Annotated in this window: 25 protein-coding genes; 2 read left to right on the forward strand and 23 right to left on the reverse strand. The window is 30.7% G+C overall.

All coding sequences use genetic code 11. The features are described 5' to 3' along the window. Positions 1 to 61: 61 nt before the first annotated feature. The 10 genes from LRR82_RS07660 to LRR82_RS07705 all read right to left on the reverse strand — a co-directional run bounded on the left by LRR82_RS07660 (position 62) and on the right by LRR82_RS07705 (position 10046). Complete coding sequence (locus LRR82_RS07660) at positions 62 to 652, reverse strand: ribonuclease H1 domain-containing protein (RefSeq protein WP_249028844.1); 591 nt, start codon at positions 650 to 652, stop codon at positions 62 to 64. Positions 653 to 654: 2 nt separating this feature from the next. Then, a complete protein-coding gene (locus LRR82_RS07665) occupies positions 655 to 1632 on the reverse strand; it encodes a hypothetical protein (RefSeq protein WP_249028845.1) in 978 nt (325 codons plus the stop codon). Continuing rightward, a complete protein-coding gene (locus tag LRR82_RS07670) occupies positions 1629 to 2222 on the reverse strand; it encodes a PTS sugar transporter subunit IIB (protein ID WP_249028846.1) in 594 nt (197 codons plus the stop codon). Before LRR82_RS07670 ends, LRR82_RS07665 begins: the two co-directional genes overlap by 4 nt. 92 nt (positions 2223 to 2314) lie before the next feature. Further along, a complete protein-coding gene (locus tag LRR82_RS07675; RefSeq protein WP_249028847.1) occupies positions 2315 to 2911 on the reverse strand; it encodes a DUF4125 family protein in 597 nt (198 codons plus the stop codon). A gap of 1 nt (position 2912) precedes the next feature. Then, a complete protein-coding gene (locus LRR82_RS07680) occupies positions 2913 to 4610 on the reverse strand; it encodes a DUF4037 domain-containing protein (RefSeq protein ID WP_249028848.1) in 1698 nt (565 codons plus the stop codon). Positions 4611 to 4681: 71 nt separating this feature from the next. Then, a complete protein-coding gene (locus LRR82_RS07685) occupies positions 4682 to 5794 on the reverse strand; it encodes a MupG family TIM beta-alpha barrel fold protein (protein WP_249028849.1) in 1113 nt (370 codons plus the stop codon). A 53-nt stretch (positions 5795 to 5847) separates the two neighbouring features. Beyond that, positions 5848 to 6963: an AI-2E family transporter gene (locus LRR82_RS07690; protein ID WP_249028850.1), complete on the reverse strand. Its 1116-nt coding sequence runs from the start codon at positions 6961 to 6963 to the stop codon at positions 5848 to 5850. A gap of 95 nt (positions 6964 to 7058) precedes the next feature. After that, entirely contained in the window at positions 7059 to 7598 is a 540-nt protein-coding gene (gene cysE / locus LRR82_RS07695; RefSeq protein ID WP_249028851.1) for a serine O-acetyltransferase, read from the reverse strand. A 52-nt stretch (positions 7599 to 7650) separates the two neighbouring features. Next, the gene (locus tag LRR82_RS07700; protein ID WP_249028852.1) at positions 7651 to 9060 is read right to left on the reverse strand and encodes an MATE family efflux transporter; all 1410 of its coding nucleotides are present in this window, start codon (positions 9058 to 9060) and stop codon (positions 7651 to 7653) included. A 35-nt stretch (positions 9061 to 9095) separates the two neighbouring features. Then, complete coding sequence (locus LRR82_RS07705) at positions 9096 to 10046, reverse strand: hypothetical protein (protein ID WP_249028853.1); 951 nt, start codon at positions 10044 to 10046, stop codon at positions 9096 to 9098. A 177-nt stretch (positions 10047 to 10223) separates the two neighbouring features. Here LRR82_RS07705 and LRR82_RS07710 point away from each other — a divergent pair, with 177 nt between their 5' ends. After that, positions 10224 to 11129: a diacylglycerol/lipid kinase family protein gene (locus LRR82_RS07710; RefSeq protein WP_249028854.1), complete on the forward strand. Its 906-nt coding sequence runs from the start codon at positions 10224 to 10226 to the stop codon at positions 11127 to 11129. Positions 11130 to 11205: 76 nt separating this feature from the next. Here the strand turns inward: LRR82_RS07710 and LRR82_RS07715 are convergent, their stop codons facing one another. The 8 genes from LRR82_RS07715 to typA form a co-directional block, all read right to left on the reverse strand. Further along, positions 11206 to 11385: a PspC domain-containing protein gene (locus LRR82_RS07715; protein ID WP_249028855.1), complete on the reverse strand. Its 180-nt coding sequence runs from the start codon at positions 11383 to 11385 to the stop codon at positions 11206 to 11208. Between the two features lie 100 nt (positions 11386 to 11485). Beyond that, positions 11486 to 13180, reverse strand: a complete 1695-nt coding sequence (locus LRR82_RS07720) for a phospho-sugar mutase (RefSeq protein ID WP_249028856.1) — start codon at positions 13178 to 13180, stop codon at positions 11486 to 11488. A 136-nt stretch (positions 13181 to 13316) separates the two neighbouring features. Further along, complete coding sequence (gene nox / locus LRR82_RS07725) at positions 13317 to 14657, reverse strand: H2O-forming NADH oxidase (RefSeq protein ID WP_249028857.1); 1341 nt, start codon at positions 14655 to 14657, stop codon at positions 13317 to 13319. A gap of 100 nt (positions 14658 to 14757) precedes the next feature. After that, positions 14758 to 15264 (reverse strand): cob(I)yrinic acid a,c-diamide adenosyltransferase, encoded by a 507-nt coding sequence (locus LRR82_RS07730; RefSeq protein WP_249028858.1) that lies wholly within the window; start codon positions 15262 to 15264, stop codon positions 14758 to 14760. A 69-nt stretch (positions 15265 to 15333) separates the two neighbouring features. Further along, on the reverse strand, positions 15334 to 15603 hold the full coding sequence (locus LRR82_RS07735) for a phosphocarrier protein HPr (protein WP_249028859.1): 270 nt from the start codon (positions 15601 to 15603) through the stop codon (positions 15334 to 15336). A gap of 147 nt (positions 15604 to 15750) precedes the next feature. Beyond that, positions 15751 to 16800, reverse strand: a complete 1050-nt coding sequence (locus LRR82_RS07740) for a class I SAM-dependent methyltransferase (protein ID WP_249028860.1) — start codon at positions 16798 to 16800, stop codon at positions 15751 to 15753. Between the two features lie 3 nt (positions 16801 to 16803). Next, positions 16804 to 18252, reverse strand: a complete 1449-nt coding sequence (locus LRR82_RS07745; RefSeq protein WP_249028861.1) for a hypothetical protein — start codon at positions 18250 to 18252, stop codon at positions 16804 to 16806. A gap of 302 nt (positions 18253 to 18554) precedes the next feature. Next, entirely contained in the window at positions 18555 to 20384 is a 1830-nt protein-coding gene (typA, locus tag LRR82_RS07750; protein WP_249028862.1) for a translational GTPase TypA, read from the reverse strand. A 290-nt stretch (positions 20385 to 20674) separates the two neighbouring features. On the opposite strand from typA, the gene LRR82_RS07755 reads away from it, so the two are divergent. Next, positions 20675 to 21997, forward strand: a complete 1323-nt coding sequence (locus LRR82_RS07755) for an aspartate kinase (protein ID WP_249028863.1) — start codon at positions 20675 to 20677, stop codon at positions 21995 to 21997. Between the two features lie 10 nt (positions 21998 to 22007). Here LRR82_RS07755 and LRR82_RS07760 read toward each other — a convergent pair whose 3' ends face one another. The 5 genes from LRR82_RS07760 to LRR82_RS07780 all read right to left on the reverse strand — a co-directional run bounded on the left by LRR82_RS07760 (position 22008) and on the right by LRR82_RS07780 (position 25894). Continuing rightward, on the reverse strand, positions 22008 to 22685 hold the full coding sequence (locus tag LRR82_RS07760; RefSeq protein WP_249028864.1) for a prepilin peptidase: 678 nt from the start codon (positions 22683 to 22685) through the stop codon (positions 22008 to 22010). A gap of 103 nt (positions 22686 to 22788) precedes the next feature. Further along, positions 22789 to 24258, reverse strand: coding sequence for a DUF1846 domain-containing protein (locus LRR82_RS07765; protein WP_249028865.1), 1470 nt, complete (start codon positions 24256 to 24258; stop codon positions 22789 to 22791). 79 nt (positions 24259 to 24337) lie between these two features. Further along, positions 24338 to 25234: an ROK family protein gene (locus tag LRR82_RS07770; RefSeq protein WP_249028866.1), complete on the reverse strand. Its 897-nt coding sequence runs from the start codon at positions 25232 to 25234 to the stop codon at positions 24338 to 24340. 83 nt (positions 25235 to 25317) lie between these two features. Beyond that, the gene (locus LRR82_RS07775; RefSeq protein ID WP_249028867.1) at positions 25318 to 25641 is read right to left on the reverse strand and encodes a hypothetical protein; all 324 of its coding nucleotides are present in this window, start codon (positions 25639 to 25641) and stop codon (positions 25318 to 25320) included. Continuing rightward, positions 25634 to 25894, reverse strand: coding sequence for a phage holin family protein (locus LRR82_RS07780; protein WP_249028868.1), 261 nt, complete (start codon positions 25892 to 25894; stop codon positions 25634 to 25636). Before LRR82_RS07780 ends, LRR82_RS07775 begins: the two co-directional genes overlap by 8 nt. Positions 25895 to 26118 lie beyond the last annotated feature (224 nt).

Here is a 26118-nt window from a genome sequence, read left to right on the forward strand (position 1 = left end):
TATTTTAGGATTAAACTAAATTTAGCGTGATTTACACTTTAAGTATATACAATTACGCCTTTTAAACAACAACTCCTACCGCCTTTTTGGCTAATTCATCCGCTTTATCATTATAATAATCATTACTATGTGCCAAAACTTTTACAAATTGTATCGCTATTTGTTGTTGATATAGCTTTATTTGTTTTATATAACTTATTGTACCTGGTTTATTTGCCTTCCATAAGCCTTTTGCCCACTTTTCTATTCCTTCATAGTCATAATAAATAGAAATAGCCGGTTGCTTTTTTTCAATAGCGTATTCAATTGCACACAAACAACCTAAAAGTTCCCCGGCAACATTACGCATTAAGGCATCCTCTTGGTTATTTCCAACATCACTCATGGTTTGAATAACTTGTTGGCCCTCTAATATAACACAACCATATCCATATACCTTGGTCTTTATGTTATAACTACCATCTACATAAGCAACATAACCACCTTCTACTACTTTTTCTTCTTTCACCTTTACAAACTCATTTGCTTGTTCTAAAGATGGAAATGATTTATAAACTGCCCCAGAATAACCCATTACCTGTTCTTTACATAAATCCCACGTCAAATAGATCCCTGGTTTCTTTCCTACTTTTACCGCATAATATTTCGCCATAACTACTCCTCTGTCTTTAATTCTCTTTTTGCCATTTCTAAAGTTCCAAGCATAACAAAATCAAAAATATATTCCACCTTCACTAACTCCGGTATATCATTTTCTTGGAATGTAGATAGTAACATATCTCGTATCACTTGGCAATCTTCAAACATAGTGCAACAAACTGCCACAACATCTGGATTCAAAATACTAATAAGGATACGAATATAATAAGTAGCCAGTTCTAAACTACCTTGCCTATTTAACATCATTTCTTCACGACTTTTTTGATTAGAAAAAGGTAGGTATTGTGCTTCTCCAGCTATATTTGTTTTTCCAACTAACAACTTTCCATCAACTACACTACCAATTCCTGCAAATAAAGTTTCAGGCATAAATAGAAAACTACTATTAGGATATTGGGGATGTAAAATAGAAAACCCTAAAGCAGCACTATTGACATCATTCACAAAAGCAAATCTTTGTTTATAATGCTTCATCAAGTCTTCTAAAGGTAAATCAGTAAACCCTTCAATACCAGTACAACTCAAAAATCCACTTTCAATAATACCCGGTGTACTAAAAGATATCACTTTTACATTTGGATGGATCAATAAAACAGTATCAATGATTGTTCGAATATCTTCTAAATTCACTCTCTTTTTAATAATTGTTTTTGATTCTACTAATTGATCATGTAAATCATATATATGGTAAACAATAGTAACACGATAATCATTTCTTAAAATTGAAAAACATAATATTTTTGTATACGTAGCTAATAATTGATACGATTTAGACCTTCTTCCACCAGTACTCTTATTATATCCTAATTCTGTAATTTGACCTTCTTGTAATAACTCATCAATAATTGTATTCACACTAGCCAATGATAATTCAGTAAAATCAGAGATTTGTGACTTCGTACGACTGTACTTCCCTTTCATTGAATCAATAACTTTCAATCTATTTGTCTGTCTTATGTTTTTTGTGTTCATTGTAAATCCTCCAATAATCCTACCGTAAAGTCCATCATTTCAATATAACGATTTGTCGCAAAATATTTTGTAGGCATTTTTTCTACTTTGCATTTTATATGTGATTGTACATCAATATATAAATAAGCAATTTGTGGTGCCAATAAGATCAAGTCATAATTTTTAGCAATATGATACAAACCACCGATTCCTCCAGCATCTATTTGAATAGATATTTTTTTCATCCATGCTACATCTTGCATCTTAGAAGCAAATAAAGAAGTTGTTAAACCTCCACTACAACAAAGTAAAATACGATGTTTTGGCTTCGTTGCATTTTCCTCAAAACATTCCATCATTTCTTCAAACAAACTAATACAATGTGCCATATTCGTTAATTGAAAATGCATGTAAAAAATAGTTTCATTTTCTTCTTTATCCTGAATAATAAATTCAATAATATGATAAGGATAAAAAAGAATTCGAACATTTGAATTTTCATCTTCAAAACAAATCGATTCCTCCTCACAACAAGGATTCATCTCACTCACTTTTGACTTCATCCATAAATAAAAGAAACTTAAATTAATATCCCTTAAAAACTCCTCCATTATTTTCACCCACTTTTTTCAAGACTTGTTATAAGTATTATATAACGATATTTTATTATGCACAACAAAAAAAGCACGAAAACATCGTACTTTTATTTTAATTTTTCTTCCGCTTGTTCCAACGATTGATAACCATACATTTTCACTGTATTCTCTCTAATCAAAAGGACTAGATTTTTATCCTGAGAAGAAGCATCTAACACCATATAGGCATAACTCACCAATGTCTTTTTACTATATGTTTTTAATTCTCCTCTTAAATAAGTTTCAAAAGATGTTTCATCCTCACTATCACTTGATGAATATGTATTTCTAGAAGCATAACTAATAGCTGGATACAGTTTTTCAAACTGTTCCATCATAGTTAATTCAATCGCTACTATTTCTTCTATAATACCATTTGTCTCTTGATTCACCTTAGGAACATATTGTTCTATGTTAGCATACCCTTGAGGGTCATTACTTTCCATCATATAAGCATATTTCAATGAAATAGGATTCAAACCAATTCTCTTGTAATCCTTCATATCTTGTAAATAATTCTCTAACAACTCCTTAGTAAAAGTCATAAATTGACTTTTACGATACAAATGAAACAATTCAAAATTATCCTGACAACTAGCTCTTCCATCTATATTTTGAGTTTCTTGTAAAAATTCCCATTCTCTTTGAATAATCTCTTCTATCATATTACCCCTCCATCACATGCATTCGCTTTATTTTTTCATTTTCAATATGACTCATCACATCCTCTAAATGTACTTGTAAAAAAGGATCCGTTTGTTCACTAAGCCCTAACTCTTGTAACTTAGAAACAACTTGAACACATATCGTCTCTATCAATATCTCTTGATCTTTATCTTCTTCATACAAACCCTTAATAAGTCCTGCCAAACTATCTAATCCTAATGTTTTAAAAACATATTGATACGTCCATTTATAATAAGGCGTATAACTATTTTCTAACAAACACAAACAATCCATCGTTTCCTTAACAAATTCATCAAGTGCTAAATGCATTGCTACCATATCTCCTCTTTGTTTACAACGAGGATAATTATATTGTCCTGATTGTGCCATCTTACTTAAAGCACGAACTATTTTCTTTAAACGAACATCCCTTGGATAGTAAGCTAATTGTTTTCTTTGGGTTGTCACTAATCCATAAAAATCATCAAAAATCGCACCTTTTGTCAACATTAACAAACTTTGGCTAGAATAGCCAAACCAATCCATTTCATTTTTAGGTAAATAACCTAAAAATTGTAGAAAATAATCTTCAAGACAAACAACGCCTACCCGACCTTCCCCTTGGTTACTTTGAATTCTAGTTAAACCAAGGTATTCTTTAGGTAATTGATTGTATGTTTCTTGTAATAAAGAACCATAGTTTAAAAAATATTCTTTAGGAACAAAGACCATAAAACCAGGACCAAAATCATGATCCTTTGATATTTCATCATCAAAACCAAGACACTCTGAACCCATTCCTATTAAACCAAATGCTAGGTATTGCATTAGTTCTGGATGTTTCTTTTCAAAAACAGGTTTTCCTACTTCTTGATAATATTGTTTACACAACTCCATCCCTTTTGTTTTTTGATTTTGTAAATCGAGAGCATACTGATAATTTTCATATACAATAGCATAATCACTATTTCTACCATAAGTATCCTCTATATTATCCAATACTTCTTGATACGTTTTTATTGCTTTTTCATACATTCCTTCTAAGGTATAATATTGAGCCAATGTATGCAATGTTGCAAAATAATGTGGATCATTAGGAGCATGTTTTTCAAATAATAGGATTGCAATATCTAAGTATTCCTTTACTTTACTCCTATTTTTATTTTGAAGATACATCGTCGCAATATTCGTAGCACTTATTGCTTGTTCTTCATAACTATCTGGTGCACTGCAAATAAGAACATAGGCTTGTAATCCGTATTCTAAGGCTTTTGTTGTATTTCCAATACTTTGATAATAAAGACTATAATTGTTATAAAAAGAAATAACTCGCAAGTCATTTGCTGCTAAATGTTGTTTATAAACAGCTTCACATAATAAGAAATATTGATTTGCTTCTTGAAACATTCCTTGAATACGATACAAAGTGGCAATATTTAAATATGTTGTACCAGCCATCACCGTATTTTCTAATTGTCTTGATGTAATAATATTAGCTGCTCTAAGTGCCATTTTATTTCCTAGTTCATACATTGCATGAACTCGATAATAACCCATTAATTCACTTAAGATACCTAATACTAATAAGTCATCTTCTTGAACCATTGCTTGTTGTAATTGTTCTAATAAAAATTGATATCCTTCTTGATATTTACTTTGACTATATAAAAAATCCAATCGACTTCTAATTTCTTCCATAAACTCACCCCTTTCTATCATATACCAAATTCATTTCTATATCCTCTAATATGCAAAAAAATAGACATCGTCTATTTTCTTTGCATTGGAATTAACTTGTATGGAAAGCATTCATATAAAACATATTCTAATAAATTGTGTCCCTCTAAAATAGCTCCGATCACATTTACAGTTTGATCACGATCACAATCTTGCATCATTATTTGGATTTCTCCCGTATAACGTTTCGCTAATGTATTATCAATAGTAACACTATACTTAGAACGTGGTACACAATATAATGGTTCTTCTTGAAAGCCTTTTACTTCCATCGAACGAATGCATTCAATAGAACGATCGCCACGCATAGTAAGTACTGTATTTTCTAACTTATAAATAAGTTCATCACTAACATACTCATTATAAACTACTGGTATTTCTAAATAATCCTTTGTAATTAAAGCTCCTAATCTTTCTAATTCCACATCTGCTGCCATAATATCACCAACCAAAACAGTATCCACACCTAATGCAAACAGTTCTTGAGCTGCTAAGTGTGCTGGAAGATAACGATGATGTTCTAACGTTGGTATTCCATGTCCCATTGGTTGCATGGAATGAACAGAGTATTGACTAGCAACAAAGGCTGTAATAGTAACTCCATATTCTTTCAACAATTCAATATTTTCTTTTACATATTCTTTACTATGACCTGTTCCTACTCTTGGAAAGTAGTTGAAACATGCAACAAAGTTTTCCATATTCCCTCTTTGTTTAACCCCTTCTAACAAAGGATATACAGCACTATCTTTGCCTTGATCAAAAGATCCATTCATTTCAATCTTTATACCATAAGGGTTATTTGTCATTGTAACAATATCTTCACTTGTATAACCCCCATCAATACGTATCATCATTAACCCTAAATCTAAGAATGGTTTCAAATTATCTGGAGTAGCTCCATATGCTTCAAAAATAACATTCGTTACATCTCCACAAACCGTAATACCTGATTCATTACATAAACTAAAAAATTGTTTAAATACAGGATCTGTTGCTTCTAGCCCTCCATTAAATCCAAAATCTCCTAATTGTAAACTAGTAAACGCTCTTGTCATATGACTTTTCTTTGCTCTTGTTATATAATCCTTTAATTCATCCATTGAGCAATAGTCTGGATATATAGATATACCTACTTGTCTCATTATTAAATCCCCTTTCCATTTAATTATACATAATTCCTATAAAAAGAACAGTCCTAGTCAGACTGTTCTTTTGCTTTTGATTTTTTATATATTAGAAAATCTCGATACATTGCTCTTAAGATAACAATTAACGGAACTCCGATAAACATTCCTACAATTCCCCATATACCACCAAAGATAGTTACTGCAAAAATAACCCAAAATGCAGATATACCAACTGTTTCTCCTAAAATAGCAGGACCTAAGATATAACCATCAAACTGTTGCAATGCAAAAATAAAGATACACAGCCACACAACTGTCATTACATCTCCCATTAATGCCACAAACAACACAATCGGTATCGCCCCTATAAAAGGTCCAAAATATGGAATCATATTCGTAACACCAATCGTAATTGCAAGCAGTGGTACTGCTGGTAATCCCATGATCCAAAAGCCAACTGCAGCAATCATTCCAATAATAAGTGAATCTATGAATTTCCCATATACGAAATTACCAAAAATACGATGACTACGATATGCATACTCATGAATAAATTCTAATTGTTCAGGACTAATAATTAATAATGCGATATTATCAAATATTTTCTTCAAACGATCTCTTTCTACCAAAATATAAGGGCAAAAAACAATCCCTAATACCCAAGTACTAATCGTACTCGCTGCACTAAAAAGTGACTCTATATAGGTTAATGGATCAATAGCTGCTAATTTATCTAAAATATCATAAATAACTACATCTAACTGTAAAACAATTTCTTGTATTTCAGGAATAGCAATAGCCTCTTTTACATTCTTTTCAAAATCAAAAACATATGCTTGTAATGTACTAGCTACTTCCATTACCGCATTTGCAATACTGGGACTAATTACTGTTATCAACAAGACAATACAAGCTAAAAATGTAAAGAAGACAATCAATACAGATAACACTCTTTTGTTTTTATGGAAAGCTGTGGTATCTAATTTGTTTTCCACAGCAATTGTGGCTGGAGATAAGAAGTAAGCAAGTACTGCTCCAATAAAAACAGGAGTAAAAACAGTTAAGACTTTTTTTACTTCTACCATAATAAGTCCAATGCTATCAAACAAACGATAAAATGCTATTGATAGAACAATTACCAACAATAGACCACTATATTTTTTTAACCATTCTATTTTATTCATTTCTTTTTCTCTTTTCTTAATTTGTTTTAATTATAGCACACATAACTATCATGTCTATATTTTGCCAACAAAAAAGAAGAATATACAATATTCTTCTACAGTTCTCTTTTCACTTTTACACCTTTTTCTTTGACAATAAAAGCCGGAACTCCTACTACAGTACAATCATCTGGAACATCTTTTAAAACAACAGTTTGAGCACCTATAATCGTATTATTACCAATCGTAATATCTCCGATTACCTTAGCACCAGCACTAACCATGACATTATTCAATAATGTTGGATGTCTTTTACGACGATGTTGTCCAGTTCCAACTCCACCTAAAGTAGTTCCTTGATATAACAAACAATCATCACCTATAATTGTTGTCTCTCCTATCACAACACCCATCCCATGATCTATAAACAACCTTTTTCCAATAGTTGCTCCTGGATGAATCTCAATCCCTGTACAAAATCTAGCAACCTGACTTAAAAATCTAGCAATAACACGTAAGTTTCTCTGCCATAAAAAGTGATTAATACGATAAAAAAACAAAGCATGTACCCCTGGATAATTCACAATAACATTTAAACGATGATAAGCAGCTGGATCTGTTTCCATTATCTTATCAATTAGTGATTTTTCTTTCATATAATCCCCCTAACCCTATTAAAACACATTCTTTCTAGAATGTAAAATAATGTTATTCCAGTCCTTTTAAGTGTTTACGATAGAAGAAATAAAATAAAGTACCAGTTGTTAAACAAGCTAACACATCAGAAATAGCTTCACACAAGAAAATAGTAAATACAGCACCTCCATCATACACTAAGGAACTAATGGTAGATCCCATTGTAATTGCAAGCGATGTATCTTTTAAAATACCAGGTAATATTAATAACATCGGTATTAGTAAAACCATTTTACGATAAAATGCCATTGCTAAAGATTGCTTTGCTTGTCCTAAAGCAAGAAAAGAGTTTTGGCAACACATTTGAATACCATAAATCAATCCTCCAGCCATATAAATACGTATTGCCCAACTCGCTAATTGAACTGTTGCATCATCACTAGAAAAGAATCCTGCAAAAGTAGAAGCAAAAATCATAATAATTGAAACAATACAAAAACTATATGCAATACATACTTTAAAAGATAATTTAAAAGTATCTCGAACTCTTTGATAATTCTTCGCCCCATAGTTATAACTCATAATTGGTTGTGCTCCTTGCATAAAACCATCTACTGGCAATGTTACAAACTGCCACAAACTAACCAATATCGCCATTACACTAATCGCCATTACTCCTCCATATTGAGAAAGTTGTGTATTAAAAGTAATTTGTAATAAAGATTCCGTTATACTCATAGTAAATGGTGATATCCCTAATGATACTATTGCAAAAACAACACGTGCTTGTGGTTTTAAATATTTTTTACGAATACGAACAACTGTTTCTGGACCAAAGACAAACTTCATAACCCAAACAAAAGAAATAGCTTGGGCAATAATTGTCGCTAATGCAGCACCCTGAACCCCCATATCGAACCAAAAAATAAAAATAGGATCTAAAATAATATTCGCTATCGCACCAGCCATTACCGTCACCATACTTATCTTAGCAAAGCCTTGTGTCGTAATATAAGCATTCATTCCAATTGATAATTGAACAAATAAAGTACCTAAAACATAAATAGATAAATAAGACTTCGCTTGTTCAATACAACTAGCATCAGCCCCAAACATCATTAATAAAGGTTCTTTAAAAATCATCGATAAAATCATAATAACAACACTACTAATAATTAATAAAACAAAACTAGTAGTCATTACTCTATCTGCTTCCTCTTTTCTTTGTTGACCCATACGAATAGCACACAAAGGTGCCCCACCTAAACCAACCAAACGAGTAAAAGCAGAAATAATCGTAATTAACGGTAAACAAACAGCTAGTGCTGCTAATGCATTGGTTGAATTTGCCATATTCCCTATATATATACGATCTACCATATTATATAGAACATTAACCAATTGTGCTACAATTGCTGGCATTGCCAACTTAAAAAGTAGTGGAGCTACTTTTTCATTACCTAACATTTCATTACTTGCCATATTTCTTCCTCAAAATAAATAGAACTCTGCGAGTTCTATTTATTTCTTTCTAATCTTTTTTTAACTGTGTTTAAAACTACTTCATTATCACTAGCTAGTACTTTTGCAACAAGTGTACGTTTACATTGCTTGTATAAAATATAATTATTCACCTTTAGATAATACCATAATTCCTCTTTACATTGTAAAGACTCTACACTACCATCTTGAATATACGTAAATAATAAGTGCGATAAATAAGACACAAAATGCTCTGTAATAGTTTTCTTTAGTTTACGACTCTTGATTTCACTAATATCTAATTTATCAATAACTGCTTTTATTAAAACAACTCCCATAGCTACTTGATCAAACATATCTTTATCACAAGGACGATTTGTTTTGACTAAGACTTGATCTATATAAACTAATGTTTTTACATTGACCATTGGTAACAAAGGACTTGCATAAGACATATAAATGGTATTTGTCAATGTAGAACGATTTTCTTTTAATGTATTTGTCTTAAATACGCATGATTCTAATACAATACATTGAGAAGATTTTATACGACCTAATTGATGCCACTCAAAAGGTGTATCAACAGGAAATAAATTTTTATATTCTACAATATCTTTTTTCTTTTTCTTTGTTCGATATTCAATATCACAAACCAATAAATCTAAATTTGCCTGAATACGGATAAAATCTTGAAGCGTAGTAATTACCTTAACCAATCCCGATTGGTCTAAAGTTTGACAAGGATGCATTAATTTAAAATATAGACCTTTTGCATAACACATTGTGTTATCACTAGATTCACAAACATCAATCATATCAGGATAATGTTTTTTCAAAAGACATAAATCTTCTTGTAATGATTCACTTATTTGATTTGTTACAAAAAGCATTTGTATTTCTGTTTGTTTAATTAAACATGATTCGACTATACTATGAACATTGACTGTATCATGATAACAAGGTATACATAAAGTTAAAACTTTCATTTTATCCCTCCTGACATATATTCCTATATTATCATAATTTTCATTAGAAAGGTATAGCTTTCTCAAAATGAAAATACAGATCATAATATTCATTACATTTTTCTTGCAAAAACTACCTTTTTAGGATTATACTTTTCATTATAAGTTTTAAACTTCATTTAACAAGGGGGACATTATATGTATTGTTGTTTATTTATCATTAATCCTAGTTCAGGACAAAATAGTTTTCAAGAAAAGCTAGATAGCCTTATTGGAAAGCTTGTCATTGGTCAACTTGTAAATCACGTTGATACTTTCTTTACAAAAAAACACCTTGATGCTTTTGATAAAGCAATGGAGGTGGATGATAATCAATATGATTTTATTGTTGTGGTTGGTGGAGATGGTACTATTAATGAAGTGATGAGCGGGATGGCTGCAAGCAATAAAAAAACACCCCTATTATTATTAGCTGCTGGTACTGTTAATGATTTCGCTAATTATTTACACTTACCTACCGATATCCCAAGTATTTGTCAGGTAGTCAAAGATTTCCATGTTATTCCATGTGATGTTGGTAAAGTAAATGATAAATATTTTATGAATGTTTGTGCCGCAGGTATGTTTAGTGGAGTCTCTTTAACTGTTGGTAAGGAAGAAAAGAAATTATTAGGACCTCTAGCTTATTATATACAAGGAATTTTGGATTTCCCAACACAAATTCAGACAAATATGCAGTTACGTATTTCTTTTGATAAAGAGGATAGTTTTGATTGTGAAGCACTACTTTTATTAATTACGAATACAAATAGAGTGGGTGGATTTGATGCAATTGTTCCTCAAGCTAGTATTCAAGATGGTCTATTAGATGTTTTAATTGTTAAAAAGTGTAATATTGGTGAACTAGCAACTATTTATAAAGATTATTTATTAAAAAAACATGAGACTAGTCCTTATATTATTTATAAACAAGTTCAATCTGTCGATATAGAATGTCTTAATGAATATGGTCAAATTGATATTGATGGAGAAGATGGTGGGAAGTTCCCTATCCATATTTCTCTAAACCAAAGTCAAGTTCATTTACTAACACCAAAACAATAAAAAAAACAAATCTTAGGATTTGTTTTTTTAGGTATTAAAACTGCTACTATTATATAAATAATGAATCCACTTCCACCTAGCAATAAGGTATTAAAACTGCTGCTATTATATAAATAATGAATCCACTTCCACCTAGCAATGTTAATATAGCCCATGCTAAACGTACCATTGTTGCATCTACTTCTAAGTATTCTGCAACACCTCCACACACTCCTAATAGCTTTTTATCCGTTTGTGATTTACATAATTTTTTCATTGTTTGTCTCCTTGTTTTCCCGTATTACATTTTTAACTATAGATGTTTTATTTTTTGTTGTCAAGCAAAAAAGATACAGGCAATCCTGTATCTTTTTATGTTATTCTCCAATAATTTCTAATACAGCTTTATGATATCCTTCTGTTTTTGTTGCAGCATCTTCTACATCTTTTCCAATGATAGAGAAATAGAATTTACATTTTGGTTCCGTACCACTTGGTCTAGCAGCAATCCAAGAACCATCTTCTAAGAAATATTTTAATACATTTGATTTATCAATAACTAAATCTATTTCTGTTGCACCTTCATAACGTTTTGATGTTTGATAATCTTCACTTGCTACTACTTTCACACCATCAATACTTGTAGGTGGATTTTGACGTAAGTTTTCCATAATTTCTTTAATTCTAGCAGCTCCACTAGCACCCGCTTTACTTAATGCTATTTGTGATTCTTTGAATGTACCATGACGTTGATATAAATCATTTAAGACATCTACTAAAGTCTTTCCTTGTTTTTTATAATAAGCCCCTGCTTCAGCAGCTAACAATACTGCTTGGACAGCATCTTTATCACGAACAAATTCTTTAATTACACAACCATATGATTCTTCATATCCAAATATAAATTGTTTTTCTTGTGTTTTTTCATATTTACGGATTTTATCTCCAATAAATTTAAATCCTGTTAGTGTTTTTTCTACTTCTACTCCATAATGGTTTGCAACCAATTCACCTAAGTCACTAGTAACAATCGTATTATACATTACTGCATTACTAGGTAATTTTCCAGCATCTTGTAATCTACTTAAAATATATTCTAAGTAAACTGCTGCACTTTGGTTCCCAGACATTAATACATATTCTCCATCATGTTTTGCAACCACTCCTAAACGATCCCCATCAGGATCACAAATAACAACAACATCACCATCTACTTCTTTTGCTTTGGCTATTGCTTTATCATATGATCTTGCTTCTTCTGGATTTGGTGTTAGTGTATTTGTGTAATCTGGATCAGGTGCACATTGGCTAAGTACTGGTATGATATCGTATCCCAAACGACCTAAAACTGTTCTAACTGGGATATTTGATGTCCCATGTTGAGGTGAGAATACTAATTTAAAATCTGATTTATCAATATTTGGAGTGAATTCAATAGCCATTACTTCTTTATAATATGCTTCATCTACTTCTTCTCCAACCCAAGTAATGAAAGCTTCTGCTTGTTCATCACTACAAACTTCAATATTTAATTCATCTTCTACTTCATTAACAAAGTCTACTACTTGTTGTCCCCATTCTGGGATTAATTGACATCCAGTATCATCATATACTTTATATCCATTATATTCTTTAGGATTATGACTGGCAGTAATCATGATCCCTCCGGCACATTTTAAGTAACGTACAGCATAAGATAATTCTGGAGTTGGTCTAAGACTTTCAAAAATGTAAGTCTTAATTCCATAGGTTGCTAATACTTTTGCACTTTCTAAAGCAAATCGATAAGACATATGTCGATTATCATACCCAATAACGACACCTTTTTCTTTGCTTTCAGGAAGTGTTAATATATATTTAGCAAAGCCAACATTTGCTTTACGAATAGTATAAATATTTAAACGATTTGTTCCAGCGCCTAAAACTCCTCTCATTCCTGCAGTACCAAACTCAACATTTGTATAAAAAGCATCTTCTTTTTGTGCTTCCTCCATTGTTGATAATTCTAATTTTAAAGTTGCGTCCATTGTTGGACAGTCTATCCAACGTTGATATTCTGTTTTATAGTCCATAGTTCCCACCCTTTCTTGTTAGTTAGATTATAACAAATTCAATTCGTTATTTCTATTTTTTTTCTAAGAAAAAGTTCGATATTTTTTGAACATCCCTCCATTAAAAAAAAGGTAGAATATCATTCTACCTTTTTGTTTAGTCATTTGGTGCAGTTATTGCAGCCATTGTTATATAATTGTACGGTTGATTAAAATGAGGTAAGAAGAAAATATCTAATAATTTTAATTTATCAATAGTTACCCCTTCTTGTATTGCAAGAGAGAACATATGAATTGCCATCGAAACATCTTGGCTACTTGCTAGTTGTGCACCAACAATTCTTCTTGATTCTTTTTCAAATACAATACGAATATCTACTGGATAGTTTTCACGAATAAATCCTGCTCTTTGTAAGTCTGTATAATCAGTATATAAGACATCTAATCCTGCAGCCTGTGCTTTTGCAACAGTTAACCCTGTTGAAATTAAATTAAGACCAAAAACAGAAATAGCGTTTGAACCTTGTACACCTAATGATTCTAATGGTGTTCCTCCAATATTATGTCCTGCTACAATTCCTGAACGAACTGCATTCGTAGCTAATGCAATATAATTAATTGCCTCTATTGAATTATCTTTCACAGTAGCACAATCACCTATTGCATAAACATCAGGATTTGATGTTTTTTGACATAAATCAACAAGATAAGCACCATTTTTAAATAGTTCTAAATGATCTTTTCCAACTAAGTTATTTGGTCTAAATCCAACAGCCCATACTACCATATCGGTTGGTATTACTTCTTTATCTGTTTTAATAGCAGTTACTTTGGTATCTCCTTCAAAACCTTTTACACATTGATTGAATTTTAAAGTAATTCCTTTTTCAACCATTTTTTCTTTCATCATATCAGTGAATTTTTGATCATAATATGTTGGTAAACAAGTATCTTGTACATCAATTAGAGTTACATTTTTACCATTTAATTGGAATGCTTCTACTAACTCTACACCAATATAGCCAGCTCCCACAACTGCTACATTTTTAATATCTTTATCAGCTTTTAATTTTTCAATAACTTCTTTTGCATGTTGGAATAATTTTACTTTTTGAATATTCTCTAAGTGTCCATTTTCTACATCAGGAATAATAGGTAATGATCCTGTTGCAAGAACTACTTTATCATAGCTTTCTTCATATTTAGTTCCATCAATAGAGGTAGCATAAACTATCTTTTTATCAAAATCAATAGAATCTACTCCTGTTTCCATATGTACTCTAGCACCTTTTCCCATTAATGCCTCTGGTGAAGAATAAAATAATCCATCACTTCCATCAATTTGATCACCAATCCATAACGCCATCCCACAACCTAAAAAACTAATATTTGAATTCTTATCAAATACAACTACTTCATTTCCTTGGTGATTATCTAGGATTGTGTTAATACATGCTGTCCCGGCATGATTTGCACCTACTACTACAATTTTTGTCATCTTTGTTTCCTCCGTAATTTATTTTTATACTTAAAGTATACGGATTGTGAAATTTTAATCAAATAGTATGCTTTATTTTTTATAGTTAAAAAAAAGCTCTTTAACAGAGCTGATATTCTATTCCTTTACGAGCTTGGATTCCATTATCATAAGGATGTTTTTGTTTTTTCATTTGAGTACTATAACTAGATAGTTGTTTTAATTTTTGACACGGCATTCTACCTGTCATTACCACTTCATGATGTTTTTCTAATTCTTTGACAATATCATATACTTTTCCTTCATTTAATAAATATAATTGCATTGCATCCAAAATCTCATCCAATACAATTAAATCACAATCAAAATCAATACAATCAAATAACTGATCTTGTATTTTTGAAAATTCTTTTACCATTATTGGATCTTGCATATCAATGAATTTTTGAGGCATTTTTTGAGTAGTTAGTGACACACCCATCTTTTTTAAAACTTCAATCTCACTACTAGTACCATCTTTTAAAAATTGTATTACTTGTACTTTTTTTCCAGCTCCAACATGACGCATTACTAACCCCATTGCTGCTGTCGTTTTCCCTTTTCCATCTCCATAATATAAATGTAACATAATTTCATTCCTTTCAAACTATCTATCTTAAAATAAAAAAGCACCTCCTAAGAGATACTTTCTAAATTGTTATTCAGCAACTTTTTGTTCTTTAATAACTTTTGCAATTGAAGCGATTACTTCTTTTTCGTCATCACCTTCAGCAACAATTTCAACTGTAGCTTTAGTAGGAACTCCTAAAGACATAACACCCATAATTGATTTTAAGTTTACTTCTTTATCATTATAAACTAATTTAATATCGCTTGTAAATTTACTAGCTTGGTTTACTAAGATTGTAGCTGGTCTTGCGTGTAATCCTACTGGATCACAAACAACAAAAGATAATTTTTCTGCCATTGTATGACTCCTCCTTAAATGATTTATAAACTTATTATAACACTTGAATTGTATATTTGCTAGATTTATTTCATTTTTTTAACGCTTTCATTTTCTTATAAAAGACTCCTTCAAACGTTTTTTCCCTTCTATAAAAACAAAAAGTGCCTAAGCACTTTCTGGTTTTTTTGCAATAACTAAAAAATTATGTGTTGATATTTCAAAGTAACCTTTTTCCTCTATTTCATTCAGTATTGATGTATAGAAGTTCATATAGACATCTTTCATTTCTAGCTTTGTAGCAAGTAATGAATTTACAAATTCAATCGTTTCTTTAAATGAAGAAAATCTTATTTTTCCATGATCCTCAAAAGAATCCACAATTTCAAATCCAATATCTGATAATGTTCTACTACACTCTTGACGATTCCATTCCCCCTTCATACGAAATGGTAAAATCCAACGAATAACTTCCATGAAATTATCATGTCCTAGTTGACTAACTAAAATATGTCCTCCTGGTTTTGTTACACGATATAGTTCAAATTTATCATAATTTACATCACAAGTATAAACAACATCTAATTTATCATCTTTAAATGGTAAAGAGCCTTCTTTTGTAAGTGTTGTTACTTTTATGTTTTTATTTATTAAAGTATCTTCTGTTATTGTTTTATCCGTATCTACTACATAAGTGATTGGTGGTATCGTTGGAAACATGTTCACGGATTTACCATGATCATTGGATAAAAAAGCTAAATGTTTATCTTCTTTAAAATAATCTTCTGTTATTCGTTGAACATGATAACTCAATAATCTAGAATGTTCCTTCTGACCAGTTTGTTCTAATTCTAAACTTATCGATTCTTTTAATAAATGCAAATTATCATATTTGTTTTTATAACGAATATGACAATATTCATAACTAGCGTACTGACTTAATCCTTCTGCAATAATCACAACTGCAATAAATCCTATTAATTCTAAAAACCAAACAGTTGATAAGATAGTTTGTGATGACGAATACAAATAAACAAAAGCACATACTATCAGTAAGTGTCTAGGTCGTCGATAACGGAATTTTCCATCAAACTGAAGATAAAATCCTGTCGCTTGCTTTCTTTTTTCCAAAGCACGAACACTTATTTCTAAACTTAAAATTTTTGTAAAAATTAACATCCCAAACAATACTACTATTAAATATATATATTCACTCATAATTTACCCCACATATAATTCTTTTCCAAGCAACGTGTAATATTCAGTACCATCTACTACAAATAATCCTTGCATATCCAATACAACATCTCCTTGAAGTTCAAACAACAATAAGTATTCCCCACTCATATCATAAATATAAGTTCTCGCACTATTTTCAAATATCCCATATGTAATATCTCCATAAGATACAATTTGACTAGTCCCCATGAACTCTTGAGTAATTACTTGTTGTCCCGTGCTATTTATAATAACATATCGATTCTCACTAACATACCCTTTATAATATATCCCATTTATTAACTCAATGCCCACATATTCATCACTTATTTTATTACCATCTGTATTAATTAAATAATAAGCATCTTCTTCCATTGCAACTATTGCTAAACCATTACTATCAAAAGTAGTAACATCTATATACTTATCCTCAAAAACCTGTTCCCCATTAAAATCATAATAAACATATCCTTGGTTTCTTAAAAAGACAGGATAAATTGCATAAGCAGTATAACTTGCTAGTGGATCTAATTGTACTCCACTTATTTCACTTTCTGTTCCCTCATATACTATTGTATGAGGACCATAAGTTACAGTAGTACTCTTTTTAATATAACTTTGAGCATTTAAGTAATAACTAGTAATAGAAGTTACATAAGAACCCGCATCATCATACAAAGAACTATTTCCTTCTTTCGTTACTACAATATTATCCCCATCATCAAAACAGATACTTGTAGTAGCATCAAAATCACCTTCACTAAAATTAACAACCTCACTAAATACTACTTCTCCTAAATTAAGCAAAGCAAATGTACTATTTATTTGATCATACACTAATGCCCCTTTATCACTAGAAACATCACATAAAACATAACTAAACGTAGTACTTTGTTCCATTAAATAACTAGTAGCATCACTAGAAACACCTAATTCATAATAATACAAATATACTTCTCCACTAACTAATACACTTGATCCACCATAGGTACTAACATTACCAATTGCTACTTCATAAGTTCCTAATGTTTTTCCACCACTATATAAAACAGTCGATACACCATCCTTTATTACAACCGGTAAATCATACAACACAATCGTAGTATCATCACTTTCTTGATATAACAATTCCCCTGTTAAATCATAAATAGAATATCCTTCATCATAAATAATAATCATCTTATCTATTACTTCAAAATATTCATACGCATCAACCTCAATCAATTCTTCTCCCAAACTATTAAGATATCCTTTACTCTCCTCTTGGTATACAACAAAACCAGTATCATAATCTTCATAGTTAGTATAAGTCAAACCATCTACTATATCCCCATTTTCATCAACTAAAAAATATTCTTCCATTGAATTCTTTACAAAATAATAATCTTTTTCAAAAATACTGCATCCTGATAAAAGTATTAATAATAATAGTAAAATAGATATCTTTTTCATAGCGTCACTCCTTAAAAATTATTATCATTATAGCACAAAGAAAAATAGAACTCTATCTTTTTCTAAGTACGAGAAAAAACAACGTTAGACGTTGTTTTATCCCGGATATATTATAGTAGTTCGACATCAGTTTTCTTATTATAAACCAATGTTTTTGTTTGACGTTTTTGATAAAGTCTTTTTTCTCTATGGTGACAATATTGTCTAACACCCTTTTCGCTTTATGTTTTCGTCTTACAACACTTCTTCTTATTTACATTATAAATGAAAGCGCTTTCTTTGTAAAGAGAAAAAAAGATGCATTATGCATCTTTTTGAATGTTTTTCATTTTACTTTGTCTTCTACGTTCTTGTTCACTTAACCAACGTTTACGTAAACGGATGTTTTTAGGTGTAACTTCTACTAATTCATCATCATTTATATAATCTAAACAGTTTTCTAAGTTAAAAGCTCTTGGTTTCTTTAATACTACTGTTGCATCTTTACTAGCAGAACGTGTATTCGTAAGTTGTTTTCCTTTTGTAACATTAACAACTAAGTCATTATCACGACTATGTTCTCCAACAATCATACCTTCATATACATCTGTTCCTGGTTCAATAAACATAGCTCCACGATCTTCTACTCCACCTAGGGCATAAGCTGTTGATTGTCCATTATCAATAGATACTAATACTCCTAATGATCTTTCTCCTACTGCATCCCCTTCCATTGGACGGTATTCAGTAAATGAGTGAGAAATAATCCCATAACCTTTTGTCATTGTTAAGAAGTTAGTCATAAATCCAATCATTCCTCTTGAAGGAATAATATAAGTAACAGCAGTTTGACCATCATTACTTTCCATATTTTCTAAAATACCTCTACGGAATCCTAATGATTCAATAACACTACCAATACATTCATCTGGTGCTTCTATATTTACTTCTTCATATGGTTCATATAAATCACCATCGATTTCTTTAATAATTACTTTTGGTTTTGATACTTGTAACTCATAACCTTCACGACGCATATTTTCAATTAAAATAGATAAATGTAATTCTCCACGTCCTGATACAATCCATTCTTCACTAGTTGGAATTCTTTCGATTTTTAAAGATACATCTCTATTTGTTTCTTTAAATAATCTTTCTTCTATTTTACTAGCAGTTACAAACTTCCCTTCTTTTCCTGCAAAAGGAGAAGTGTTTGTACCAAATACCATTTGAATGGTTGGTTCATCAACATGTAATAAAGGTAAAGCTTCTTCTTTTCCTGTTGTACATACTGTTTCACCTACACCAATATCAGCAAGTCCCGCAACAGCAATAATATCACCTGCTTGTGCTTCATCGATTTCAATACGATGTAATCCTAAAAATCCAAATAACTTTTGAACACGGAATTGTGATTTTGAACCATCTGCTCTTACACATGTAACTGATTCATTTAATTTAATAGTTCCTCTTTGTACACGACCTACTCCAATACGCCCTACATAATCATTATAATCTAATAACGCTGGTTGGAATTGTAATGGTCCTTCTAAATCAACGAAAGGAGCTGGTATCTCATCGATAACCATATCGAATAAACAATCCATATTATTTACTTGTGTTGAAACATCTGGATCAATACTTGATGTTCCTTGAAGTGCAGAAACAAATACAGTTGGGAAATCTAATTGATTATCATCAGCCCCAAGTTCCATAAATAATTCTAATACTTCATCCATAACTTCTTGAACACGTACTACTGGACGGTCTACTTTATTTATTACTACAATTGGTTTTACTTTCGCTGCTAATGCTTTTTTAAGTACAAAACGTGTTTGAGGCATTGTCCCTTCATAAGCATCTACTACTAATAATACCCCATCAACCATATTCATAATACGTTCTACTTCTCCACCAAAGTCAGCATGTCCCGGTGTATCCATAATATTGATACGATAATCTTTATAATTGATTGCAGTATTTTTTGCAAGAATCGTAATTCCTCTTTCTCTTTCTAAGTCATTACTATCCATTGCTCTATCTGCTACTTGTTCATTATCACGAAATGTTCCTGATAACTTTAATAATTGATCTACTAATGTTGTTTTTCCATGGTCTACATGGGCAATAATTGCTATGTTTCGTATATTCATATTAACGCTCCTTTTATAACCTCCATATTATAGCACAATTTTTCTAAATGTCGACAAAAACATTTCAAGAAAGAAACTTTGATTCTGTGGGCTATTTCTTGAAAAAACAAGGCTATAAAACAATTCCTATTTGTTATACAAAATTGTTAAAATATTTGTTCATTTAACATAAAATAAGTTTTTATTCTTATTATTCGTAGTGAAAGTAGAAATTGTATACAATTTCTACTTGTAATAATATGTTTTTCATGTTATTTTTTAATTACACTTATTTTTAGGGGGAGAAACAAATGAAAAAAGTTGCAAAATTTGGAGGTTCTTCTTTAGCAGATGCAAATCAATTTAAAAAGGTAGCTGCCATTATAAAAGAAGATAGTTCTAGAAAAATTGTCGTTCCTTCAGCACCAGGAAAACGCTTTAAAGAAGATATTAAAGTGACAGACTTATTACACAATGCTTATCTAGCAAAAACAGAGAAAGAATTTCAAGAATTGTTTTCTGCAATTCAAGAAAGATATAATTCTATTATTGATGAATTAGAGTTAACTATTTCTTTACAAGAAGAATTCGATACAATTGAAAAAGCATTTAAAGATAAAATTGGTTTAGATTATGCTTTTAGTAGAGGAGAATATTTAAATGGTTTAGTTCTTGCAGATTACTTAGGATTCACTTTTATTGATGCAAAAGATGTTATCTTTATTGATAAAGATGGAAACTATGATGAAAAAATGACAGATCCTATTTTATCAAAAGCTCTGATTCAACATGAATATGTTGTTATTCCTGGATTCTATGGTTCGTTAAATACACAACCAAACACAATCAAAGCTTTCTCACGTGGAGGAAGTGATGTGACAGGTAGTATCGTAGCGAAAAATGGACATGTTGCTTTATACGAAAACTGGACTGATGTTTCAGGATTCTTAGTAGCAGATCCTCGTTATGTTCATAACCCTGAGTCAATTGGTACAATTACATATAAAGAATTACGTGAGTTATCTTATATGGGAGCTAGTGTATTACATGAAAATTCTATCTTCCCAATTCGTAACGAAGGAATTCCAATTAATATTAAAAACACAAACAAACCAACAGATGCAGGTACTTTAATTGTAGAAAGTACTTGTCATAAACCAGATCATGTTATTACAGGAATTGCTGGTAAAAAAGGGTTTGCTACTATAATGATTGAAAAAGATATGATGAATAGTGAAATTGGTTTTGGTCGTAAAGTATTACAAGTCTTAGAAGAATATCAAATTTCTTTTGAACATATTCCTTCTGGTATTGATACAATGACTATTATTGTCAATACAGAAGATTTCATTAGTAAAGAACAAGCTATCTTATCTGGTATCCATCGTGCCGTTCAACCAGATACAATTACGCTTGAATCTGATTTAGCTTTAATTGCAATTGTAGGTCGTGGAATGAAAGCTGCTCGTGGTACTGCTGCCAAAGTCTTTACTGCACTAGCAAGAGAAAATGTAAATATTAAAATGATTGATCAAGGATCAAGTGAGTTAAATATCATTGTAGGTGTTCGTAATTGTTATTTTGAAGATGCTTTAAAAGCAATTTATCATGAATTTATTGATTTAGATGCTTAGGCATCTTTTTCTATACCAAAAATAAACAAACTAAAACTCCCAAACTAATAAATGGAACAAAAGGGATTTGTTTTTCTTGCCCCATTTTCAATAAACCATACACACTCCCCGTCAATACCGCAATATAAAAAGATAAGACACAATCCTGCCACGATAAAAACAACCCTATTATCCCATATAAATAAATATCTCCCATCCCAAAACTATCAGGAACAATCTTTGTAACTATCCATAAAAACAAACTAACGCATAACATCGATTGCAGGCATTCTTTAAAAGATGTGCCATAAATAAACTGATAAACTATCCCTATCATACATAACCACAACAATAAACAATGATATACTTGGTTTGTATCCATATCTATTTTGCTCATTACAACCAAAGTAGCTATTAATAAATAGAGCAACAATGCTTCCAAACGCCTAGGATAACAATAAGTAATCCCTACTAACAATACCCCTGCTAATAATTCAATAATTGGATAACTAATACTAATCTTTTGATGACAATGACGACACTTTCCTTTTAAAAACAAATAACTAACAAAAGGAATCAAATCATACCAAGCAATCATATGATGACAACTAGGACAATAACTTCTACCTTTAATAAATCCTATATTCTTAGGTATTCGATAAATCAATACATTCATAAAACTTCCAATTATACTCCCTACTATAAACATTTATTTCACCTCTTTTTCATATATACTATTTTAAAAGGCAAATTTCTTTTCATTTTCTAATTAATTTATCACCCCTCTTCTTTTATAATAGAAAAAGAAGCTCTTAAAAAGCTTCTCTTTCTATTACAGTAGATGTTAGTTGAATACCTAAACGTTTGTATATTTGAGCATCATTATTTACAATTGGACAAGTAACATGTGCTTGACTATGTTGTAAGTCCGATAAATGTTCCATTGCTTTTTTAGCCATTGGATCATCTTTTGCACTAATTGCTAGTGCAATCAATACTTCATCACTATGTAATTGTGGGTTTTGACTACCTAAGTAATCTATTTTTAATTGTTGCATTGGATCGATTGCATGAGGTGAAATTAAATGAACCTTTTTTTCAATCCCTGCTAAATACTTTACTGCATTCATTAATAAAGCTGCAGATACTCCCATAAAAGGAGAAGCTTTTGCTTTGATAATCGTTCCATCACTTAATTCTAAAGCACCGGTAATACAATCTAAATTAGCACTATGTTGCAATGCTTCTACAACACATTTACGTTCCTCTACTTTTATTTTAGCGTTATTCATAATTAGTTCGATTTTTTCTACTTCTTCTTTTGAACATTCATCATTTCCATATCTTTGTAAAGCATGGAAATAACGGCGAATAATTTCTTGACGAGAGGCCTCGCGACATACATCCTCTTTTTCAATACAGAATCCTGCCATATTTACACCCATATCAGTTGGTGATGCATATGGACTAGCACCATATATTGCTTCAAACATTCCTTTTAATACTGGGAATATTTCAACATCACGATTATAGTTAATTGCTACTTCATTATATGCTTCTAAATGAAAAGGATCAATTAAGTTAACATCATTTAAATCAGCAGTAGCTGCTTCATAAGCAACATTTACTTCATGATTTAATGGAATAGACCAAATTGGGAAAGTTTCAAATTTTGCATATCCTGCTTTTACTCCTCTTATCATTTCATGATATAGCTGAGATAAGCATGTAGCCATCTTACCACTTCCTGGTCCTGGTGCAGTTACTACAACTAATGGTTTTGTTGTTTCAATAAAATCATTTTTCCCGAAACCATCTTCACTAATTATTGCTTTTACATCTTGAGGATATCCTTCAATTATATAATGTAAATAAACTGGGATATTTCTTTTTTCTAAACGAGCCTTAAATATATCAGCTGCTTTTTGTCCACAATATTTTGTAATAACAACACTACCAACATACAATCCTTTTTGACGATATACTTCAATTAAACGAATTACATCTTGATCATATGTAATCCCTAAATCACCTCTTATTTTATTTTTTTCAATATCTTGGGCACTAATAACAATCACTATTTCTGCTTGTTCTTTTAATTCTAATAACATTTGTAATTTACTATCTGGTTGAAAACCAGGTAGTACACGAGAAGCATGGTAATCATCAAATAATTTTCCACCAAACTCTAAATATAACTTATCTCCAAATTGATTAATTCTTTCTACAATATGTTTTGATTGCATTTTTAAATACTTATTATTATCAAATCCTATTTTCATAATTCCTCCTGCTTTTTTTATCTTGCCTTATTTTACAAGAAATATCGAAAGAATGCAAAAAAAACATAAGTTTTTTTACTTATGTTCTTTTCGCTTCTAAATGTTGATAAAAAGCTCCTATTAAATTAGCGTCATTACGATATTGACATACTACTACATTTGGATATTGAATTGGATGAGCTGGTCCTTCTTTGAAAACAGTATCCAAACATTCTCCTAACAATTCCATTAATAATGGTTGCCAAGAAATACCACCACCTATAGCTATCTTTTGAGGATCATAAAATGCTTGCATATTAAATATTTGAATTGCAATATCTAAACAAAAATCACGAATTCCTTGTTTTACTAGTTCATTACCTTGATTAGCCATTTCAAATATTTCTTTGCCATTATAAACATCTTCACATTCCAATCTTTCTTGGACACAGTGTAGTAATCCTCTTGTTCCATTACGGTAACACCAAAAATAATTCGAATTATGAAACTCTTTATTATTCACACGTAAAGAAGAAATTTCTCCAGCTGCAAAATTACGTCCTTGATGAACTTTTTTATCTTTGATAACACATCCACCAATACCAGTTCCTAATATAATAACAACTGCATCCTCTACATCTTGCAATGAACCACAAGCTACTTCTGCAAAACCAGCACATTTTGCATCATTTCCTATTGTTACTGGTATTCCTAATGCATTTTCTAACAATTCCACAAAAGGACAGTCCACTATATAGCTTAAAGCTCCCCCAGTATAAGCAATTCCTTTCTCCATATCAATAATACCTGGCATACTAACTGCTAACCCTACTACTTTTGGAAAAAGCTGATGTAATGATTGAATACTTATGATTAGATCTTCTAGACTTGTATAAGGAACAGGTATATCTCCTTTTTCTAGAATATCACCTGACTTAGACATATGTGCATATTTAATGGCACTACCACCAATATCTATTACTAAATATGTTTCCATTATTTCTCCTCACTTTCTTTTCCTTATTATACTAATTATTGGATTAAAAAAAATATTTTTTCAAAAAATAAAACAAAAGTTATTTAAAACTTTTGTTTATCATTTAATGCTTTATTTGTATTTAATTGTAATTGTTCTATTTCTGTTTTCATCTTATCTACGATACCATGACCACCTAATTGACAATAAGTAGCATATAATTCCATAAAATGCTCATAAGCATAAATAGGAATAGTTCCAACCGGTGCATATCTTTCATAATAACGAATCATCTCTGTTTCTAATAACAAAGTAATACCTGAAAAGTTAGCATCTCTAGCACGTCCTTGATTCTTTAAATACCAAACAATATAACTTAAAACAATCGGTAAACAAATAGTGTACGTAATTCGAAAAAACTCATACATCAAAATCCCTATCCTTTTCAATAAACCTTGTAAAAGCTTGATGCAAACCAGTTGACGCTAATCCACTCAAAGCCCCATATATGATATTCTCTAAACTAATACCACTAACCATGCAATTCATCAAAGCACCTAATATTGATAAAATAGTAGGAATATATTTGTTTTCTACATCCTTCACCCATTTTTTCAATACATAACCACATAACAAACAACCTAATACAATAATCATAATAATATTTTCAGTAAAATTCATTCTTTCACTCCTTTCTATCTATAATATGTATATTTCATAGATTGTTCTAGGTTGATTGCTGTTCTTTTGAATACATTTTTATCTTTTTTATGTGAAATTTTAGACAATTAACAAAAATACTATGTTATTGTTCGTATTCTTGGTAATTTTTTGTGAAAAAACTGTAAAACTAATTGACATCGTTAGTAGGATTGTTATAATTTAAAACAAGTATTATATATTTA

Source organism: Tannockella kyphosi, from assembly GCF_021054785.1.
Taxonomy (GTDB): domain Bacteria; phylum Bacillota_I; class Bacilli_A; order Erysipelotrichales; family Coprobacillaceae; genus Tannockella; species Tannockella kyphosi.

Coding starts and splice junctions, on each gene's coding strand:
- LRR82_RS07720 (WP_249028856.1), bottom strand. CDS start 13,180: ATGGACTATAAAACAGAATATCAACGTTGGATAGACTGTCCAACAATG.
- LRR82_RS07755 (WP_249028863.1), top strand. CDS start 20,675: ATGAAAAAAGTTGCAAAATTTGGAGGTTCTTCTTTAGCAGATGCAAAT.
- LRR82_RS07780 (WP_249028868.1), bottom strand. CDS start 25,894: ATGAATTTTACTGAAAATATTATTATGATTATTGTATTAGGTTGTTTG.
- LRR82_RS07665 (WP_249028845.1), bottom strand. CDS start 1,632: ATGAACACAAAAAACATAAGACAGACAAATAGATTGAAAGTTATTGAT.
- LRR82_RS07735 (WP_249028859.1), bottom strand. CDS start 15,603: ATGGCAGAAAAATTATCTTTTGTTGTTTGTGATCCAGTAGGATTACAC.
- LRR82_RS07770 (WP_249028866.1), bottom strand. CDS start 25,234: ATGGAAACATATTTAGTAATAGATATTGGTGGTAGTGCCATTAAATAT.
- LRR82_RS07690 (WP_249028850.1), bottom strand. CDS start 6,963: ATGAATAAAATAGAATGGTTAAAAAAATATAGTGGTCTATTGTTGGTA.
- LRR82_RS07680 (WP_249028848.1), bottom strand. CDS start 4,610: ATGGAAGAAATTAGAAGTCGATTGGATTTTTTATATAGTCAAAGTAAA.
- LRR82_RS07775 (WP_249028867.1), bottom strand. CDS start 25,641: ATGTATGAGTTTTTTCGAATTACGTACACTATTTGTTTACCGATTGTT.
- nox (WP_249028857.1), bottom strand. CDS start 14,657: ATGACAAAAATTGTAGTAGTAGGTGCAAATCATGCCGGGACAGCATGT.
- LRR82_RS07740 (WP_249028860.1), bottom strand. CDS start 16,800: ATGAGTGAATATATATATTTAATAGTAGTATTGTTTGGGATGTTAATT.
- LRR82_RS07685 (WP_249028849.1), bottom strand. CDS start 5,794: ATGAGACAAGTAGGTATATCTATATATCCAGACTATTGCTCAATGGAT.
- LRR82_RS07745 (WP_249028861.1), bottom strand. CDS start 18,252: ATGAAAAAGATATCTATTTTACTATTATTATTAATACTTTTATCAGGA.
- cysE (WP_249028851.1), bottom strand. CDS start 7,598: ATGAAAGAAAAATCACTAATTGATAAGATAATGGAAACAGATCCAGCT.
- LRR82_RS07715 (WP_249028855.1), bottom strand. CDS start 11,385: ATGAAAAAATTATGTAAATCACAAACGGATAAAAAGCTATTAGGAGTG.
- LRR82_RS07765 (WP_249028865.1), bottom strand. CDS start 24,258: ATGAAAATAGGATTTGATAATAATAAGTATTTAAAAATGCAATCAAAA.
- LRR82_RS07730 (WP_249028858.1), bottom strand. CDS start 15,264: ATGTTACATTTATATTATGGAGATGGAAAAGGGAAAACGACAGCAGCA.
- LRR82_RS07760 (WP_249028864.1), bottom strand. CDS start 22,685: ATGTTTATAGTAGGGAGTATAATTGGAAGTTTTATGAATGTATTGATT.
- LRR82_RS07700 (WP_249028852.1), bottom strand. CDS start 9,060: ATGGCAAGTAATGAAATGTTAGGTAATGAAAAAGTAGCTCCACTACTT.
- LRR82_RS07660 (WP_249028844.1), bottom strand. CDS start 652: ATGGCGAAATATTATGCGGTAAAAGTAGGAAAGAAACCAGGGATCTAT.
- typA (WP_249028862.1), bottom strand. CDS start 20,384: ATGAATATACGAAACATAGCAATTATTGCCCATGTAGACCATGGAAAA.
- LRR82_RS07710 (WP_249028854.1), top strand. CDS start 10,224: ATGTATTGTTGTTTATTTATCATTAATCCTAGTTCAGGACAAAATAGT.
- LRR82_RS07675 (WP_249028847.1), bottom strand. CDS start 2,911: ATGATAGAAGAGATTATTCAAAGAGAATGGGAATTTTTACAAGAAACT.
- LRR82_RS07670 (WP_249028846.1), bottom strand. CDS start 2,222: ATGGAGGAGTTTTTAAGGGATATTAATTTAAGTTTCTTTTATTTATGG.
- LRR82_RS07705 (WP_249028853.1), bottom strand. CDS start 10,046: ATGAAAGTTTTAACTTTATGTATACCTTGTTATCATGATACAGTCAAT.